Here is a 5770-nt window from a genome sequence, read left to right as displayed (position 1 = left end):
CGGGGGCGTTTTGGGGGGCGCGCCGGGGGGGGGGCGGGGGCGGGGGAACCCGGCGCCGCCCGGAGGGCAGGGCGGGTTGCCGGCGGCCTACGCGGCGCTGGCGCCGATGGCGCCCATGCCATTACAATTCCCGCTCGCCGAATCACGTCAGCCGGACCGGTTTCACACCGCCGTCCGCGCTTTTTTGCAACCGGTTTTTGCCGTGAGCGCAGGCGTGGCTTCGGAGCCCCCTCGGTAGCCAAAGTGAGATTCCCGTGACCCAAGCCGCAATCCTCGTGCTCGAAGACGGCACCGTATTCGAGGGCGAATCCGTAGGCGCGCCCGGCCTGTCCGTGGGTGAGGTGGTGTTCAACACCGCCATGACCGGCTACCAGGAAATGCTGACCGATCCGTCCTACGCCAGGCAGATGATCACCCTGACGTACCCGCACATCGGCAACACCGGCACCAATGAGCAGGACGACGAGGCAGCGCAGGTGTGGGCCGCGGGCCTGATCGTGCGCGACGTGCCGCGCCGCCCCAGCAGCTGGCGCAACCAGCAGTCGCTGCCGGAGTGGCTGCAGCAGCGCGGCGTGGTCGCCATCGCCGGCATCGACACCCGCAAGCTGACCCGCATCCTGCGCGAGCGTGGTGCCCAGAACGGCGCGCTGATGGCCGGCCCGGACATCGACGTGGACAAGGCGCTGGAAGCGGCGCGCAAGTTCCCGGGGCTGAAGGGCATGGACCTGGCCAAGGTGGTCAGCACCGGCAAGGCCTATCCGTGGACCCAGGGCCAGCTGGACCTGGACAAGGGCCAGTTCGTCCAGGCCGAGGCGAAATTCAAGGTCGTCGCCTACGACTTCGGGGTGAAGGCCAACATCCTGCGCATGCTCGCCGAGCGCGGCTGCGATCTCACCGTGGTGCCGGCGCAGACCCCGGCGGCGGACGTGCTGGCGATGAATCCCGACGGCGTGTTCCTGTCCAACGGCCCCGGCGACCCGGAGCCGTGCGACTACGCCATCGCCGCGATCCGGGAATTCGTGGACAGAAAGCTCCCCACCTTCGGCATCTGCCTGGGCCACCAGCTGCTCGGCCTGGCCTCGGGCGCGAGCACCATGAAGATGGGCCACGGCCACCACGGCGCCAACCACCCGGTGCAGGACATCGACAGCGGCCGGGTGATGATCACCTCGCAGAACCATGGCTTCGCCATCGACGAAAGCACGCTGCCGCCCAACCTGCGGGTCACCCAGCGCTCGCTGTTCGACCAGACCGTCCAGGGCGTGGAGCGCACCGACGCGCCGGCGTTCTCTTTCCAGGGCCACCCGGAAGCCTCGCCCGGTCCGCAAGACGTCGCGCCGCTGTTCGACCGCTTCATCACGATGATGAGCGAGGCCCGGGCCTGATGCGCGCAGGCGTGCTGCTGGCGGGGTTGCTGCTCGCCACCGGCGCCTCGGCGGCGCCGGCCGACCCGGCCGAAATCGGCGGGATCATGCGGCAACTGGGCATGGACGGCCTGGCCGGCGATGCCACCGGCGGGCTCATCGCGCAGGTCCCGGACCTGCAGGCGCTGGACGGCGCGGGCAAGGCCTGCGCGTCGGCGCAGGTGTCCGCGCTGATGACCGCGCAGTTCCAGCAGTCGGTGGTGGACAGCATGGGCGCCGACGGCGACCGGCTCATCGCCGACTGGAAACGCTTCATGGCCACCGAGGCCGGCGTCGGGATGGCGCGCACCTTCCAGGCCACGGCCGCGGCGATGGCCGGCGGGCCGGCCATGGAGACCGGCCTGGACGAAGCCGGCAAGGCGGAGATCGCGGCCTTCATGGGCACCTCCGCGTTCCAGCGTTTCATGGACGGATTCGGCGACGACAACGTACTGCCGGAAGACATCGGCCAGCGCCTGGCCGAAAGCCTGCAGCGCGAGTGCGGCATCGAGCTGGACCCCGGACAGATTTCCTGATCGACAGCGTGCGATCACTCCCCCTAGACACGCTGTACTGACTTAGAGAAGACAATGCCAAAGCGCACCGATCTAAAAACCATCCTGATCATCGGCGCCGGCCCGATCGTCATCGGCCAGGCCTGCGAGTTCGACTACTCCGGCGCGCAGGCGTGCAAGGCGCTGCGCGACGAGGGCTACCGCGTGGTGCTGGTGAACTCGAACCCGGCCACGATCATGACCGATCCGGAAATGGCCGACGCGGTCTACATCGAGCCGATCAACTGGCAGACGGTCGAGAAGATCATCGACAAGGAGCGCCCGGACGCGCTGCTGCCGACCATGGGCGGACAGACCGCGCTGAACTGCGCGCTGGACCTGGCCGACCACGGCGTGCTGGAGAAGTACAACGTCGAGCTGATCGGCGCCAAGCGCGACGCCATCCGCATGGCCGAGGACCGCGAGCTGTTCCGCGTGGCGATGGGCGAGATCGGGCTGGAGTGCCCGAAGGCCGCCGTCGCCCACACGCTGGAAGAGGCGCTGGAGATCCAGACCCGGGTCGGCTACCCGACCATCATCCGCCCGTCCTTCACCCTGGGCGGCAGCGGCGGCGGCATCGCCTACAACCGCGAGGAACTGGTCGAGATCGTCAACCGCGGCCTGGAACTGTCGCCGACCACCGAAGTGCTGGTGGAAGAATCGGTGCTGGGCTGGAAGGAGTTCGAGATGGAAGTGGTCCGCGATACCGCGGACAACTGCATCATCGTCTGCTCGATCGAGAACCTGGACCCGATGGGCGTGCACACCGGCGACTCGATCACCGTGGCGCCGGCGCAGACCCTGACCGACAAGGAATACCAGCGCCTGCGCGATGCCTCCATCGCCGTTCTGCGCAAGATCGGCGTGGACACCGGCGGCTCCAACGTGCAGTTCGGCATCAGCCCGACCACCGGCCGCGTGGTGGTGATCGAGATGAACCCGCGCGTGTCGCGTTCCTCGGCGCTGGCCTCCAAGGCCACCGGCTTCCCGATCGCCAAGGTCGCCGCCAAGCTGGCCGTGGGCTATACCCTGGACGAACTGAAGAACGAGATCACCGGCGGCCTGACCCCGGCCTCGTTCGAGCCGTCCATCGACTACGTCGTCACCAAGATTCCGCGCTTCGCTTTCGAGAAGTTCCCGGCCGCCGACGCGCGCCTGACCACCCAGATGAAGTCGGTGGGCGAGGTGATGGCGATGGGCCGCACCTTCAAGGAATCGCTGCAGAAGGCGCTGCGCGGCCTGGAAACCGGCAAGATCGGGCTGGATCCGACCGGCCTGGACCTGGGCAGCGAGGACGACATCGCCACGCTCAAACGCGAGCTGAAGGCGCCCGGCCCGGAGCGCCTGTTCTACGTGGGCGACGCCTTCCGCGCCGGCATGAACGTCGACGACGTGTATGCCCTGTCCTACATCGACCCGTGGTTCCTGGACCAGATCGAGGACATCATCGCCGACGAGAAGCAGGTGCACGCCGAAGGCATCGACGCGCTGGACGGCAAGCGCCTGCGCACGCTCAAGCGCGCGGGTTTCTCCGACGCGCGCCTGGCCCAGCTGACCGGCACCAACGAGGCGGCGATCCGTGCGCTGCGCCGCGCGCACAAGGTGCGCCCGGTGTACAAGCGCGTGGATTCCTGCGCCGCCGAGTTCGCCACCAGCACCGCCTACCTGTACTCGACCTACGAGGACGAGTGCGAGGCCAACCCGAGCAGCCGCGACAAGATCATGATCCTCGGCGGCGGCCCCAACCGCATCGGCCAGGGCATCGAGTTCGACTACTGCTGCGTGCATGCCGCGCTCGCCCTGCGCGAGGACGGCTATGAAACCATCATGGTCAACTGCAACCCGGAGACCGTCTCCACCGACTACGACACCTCCGACCGCCTGTACTTCGAGCCGCTGACGCTGGAAGACGTGCTGGAGATCGTCGAGCTGGAGCAGCCCAAGGGCGTGATCGTGCAGTACGGCGGGCAGACCCCGCTGAAGCTGGCGCGTGCGCTGGAAGCCAACGGCGTGCCGGTGATCGGCACCTCGCCGGACTCCATCGACCTGGCCGAGGACCGCGAGCGCTTCCAGAAGCTGGTCAACGAGCTGGGCCTGAAGCAGCCGCCGAACCGCACCGCGCGCACCGCCGACGAGGCGCAGGCGCTGGCGCGCGAGATCGGCTATCCGCTGGTGGTGCGCCCGAGCTACGTGCTGGGCGGCCGCGCGATGGAAATCGTCTATGGCGAGTCCGACCTGGCCCGATACATGCGCGACGCAGTCAAGGTCTCCAACGACTCGCCGGTGCTGCTGGACCACTTCCTGGACGCCGCCGTCGAGGCCGACGTGGACATCATCTGCGATCGCGAAGGCAACGTCCTGATCGGCGGCGTGATGGAGCACATCGAGGAAGCCGGCGTGCACTCCGGCGACTCGTCCTGCTCGCTGCCGCCTTACTCGCTGTCGGCTGAAACCCAGGCCGAACTGCGCCGCCAGGTCACCGAACTGGCCAAGGCGTTGAAGGTCGTCGGCCTGATGAACACGCAGTTCGCGATCCAGACCGATGCCGACGGCAACGACGTGGTGTTCCTGCTGGAAGTGAACCCGCGCGCCTCGCGCACCGTGCCGTTCGTGTCCAAGGCCACCGGCATGCCGCTGGCCAAGATCGCCGCCCGCTGCATGGCCGGCATGAGCCTGGCCGAGCAGGGCGCGACGACGGAGATCGTGCCGGACTACTACTCGGTGAAGGAAGCCATCTTCCCGTTCGCCAAGTTCCAGGGCGTGGACCCGATCCTCGGGCCGGAGATGCGCTCCACCGGCGAGGTGATGGGCGTGGGCCGCAGCTTCAGCGCCGCCTTCGCGCGCGCGCAGGAAGCCGGCGGCATCAAGACCCCGCCGCCGGGCAAGGCCTTCATCTCGGTGCGCGACGCCGACAAGCCGCGCGTGCTGCCGGCGGTGCAGGGCCTGGTCGAGCGCGGCTACTCGGTGGTCGCCACCCGCGGCACCGCCGCGTGGCTGCAGCAGCAGGGCATCGCCTGCGAAGTGGTCAACAAGGTGGTCGAAGGGCGCCCGCACATCGTGGACAGCATCAAGAACGGCGAGATCGTCTACATCGTCAACACGACCGAAGGCCGTGCCGCGATCAATGACTCGTTCTCGATCCGCCGCGAGGCGCTGCAGCAGCGCGTCACCTATTCGACCACGGTGGCCGGCGCCAAGGCGCTGGTGCAATCGCTGGAATTCCGCGGCACCGGCCCGGTCTGGTCGCTGCAGGAACTGCACAAGGAGTTGAACGCATGAGAGCCCCCATCACCCTGAAGGGCGCGCAGCGCCTGCGCGAGGAACTGGACCACCTGAAGTCGGAGAAGCGCCCGAAGGTGATCGCCGCGATCGCCGAGGCGCGCGAGCACGGCGACCTCAAGGAGAACGCCGAGTACCACGCCGCGCGCGAGGAGCAGGGCTTCATCGAAGGGCGCATCAAGCAGCTGGAAGGCGAGCTGTCGCATGCCGAGATCATCGACATCAGCAAGCTCAACGCCGGCAGCCGCGTGGTGTTCGGGGCGACGGTGACGCTGGCCGACGTGGAGAGCGACGAGGAAAAGCGCTACCAGATCGTCGGCGACCTGGAAGCGGACATCAAGCTGGGCCTGATCGCCATTTCCTCGCCGGTGGCGCGGGCGCTGATCGGCAAGAACGAGGGCGACAGCGTCGCCATCGCCGCGCCGGCCGGCCAGCGCGAGTACGAAATCGTCAGCGTCGAGTACCTCGACTGACGCACCTGGCCGCGGGGCCTGCATCCCGCGGCCATTGCCTTGAGGTGGAAGCCTGCAGGAG

At 68.2% G+C, this 5770-nt stretch carries 4 protein-coding genes; all 4 read left to right on the top strand.

Translation table 11 applies throughout. From position 1 onward, the window contains the following. Positions 1–254 precede the first annotated feature (254 nt). From carA to greA, 4 genes are read left to right on the top strand one after another with little or no spacing between them, the layout of a single operon-like run. Entirely contained in the window at positions 255–1385 is a 1131-nt protein-coding gene (gene carA / locus QMX80_RS17970; RefSeq protein ID WP_055773152.1) for a glutamine-hydrolyzing carbamoyl-phosphate synthase small subunit, read from the top strand. Continuing rightward, on the top strand, positions 1385–1939 hold the full coding sequence (locus tag QMX80_RS17965; RefSeq protein ID WP_282278536.1) for a hypothetical protein: 555 nt from the start codon (positions 1385–1387) through the stop codon (positions 1937–1939). The genes carA and QMX80_RS17965 overlap by 1 nt, the downstream gene beginning before the upstream one ends. A gap of 54 nt (positions 1940–1993) precedes the next feature. Beyond that, positions 1994–5236, top strand: a complete 3243-nt coding sequence (carB, locus tag QMX80_RS17960) for a carbamoyl-phosphate synthase large subunit (protein ID WP_055773156.1) — start codon at positions 1994–1996, stop codon at positions 5234–5236. A gap of 8 nt (positions 5237–5244) precedes the next feature. Then, positions 5245–5709, top strand: a complete 465-nt coding sequence (gene greA / locus QMX80_RS17955) for a transcription elongation factor GreA (protein WP_200911415.1) — start codon at positions 5245–5247, stop codon at positions 5707–5709. Positions 5710–5770 lie beyond the last annotated feature (61 nt).

Source organism: Stenotrophomonas sp. PS02297 (assembly GCF_029959705.1).
Classification (GTDB): domain Bacteria; phylum Pseudomonadota; class Gammaproteobacteria; order Xanthomonadales; family Xanthomonadaceae; genus Stenotrophomonas; species Stenotrophomonas nitritireducens.
This window is presented reverse-complemented; position numbering and strand designations above follow the sequence as displayed.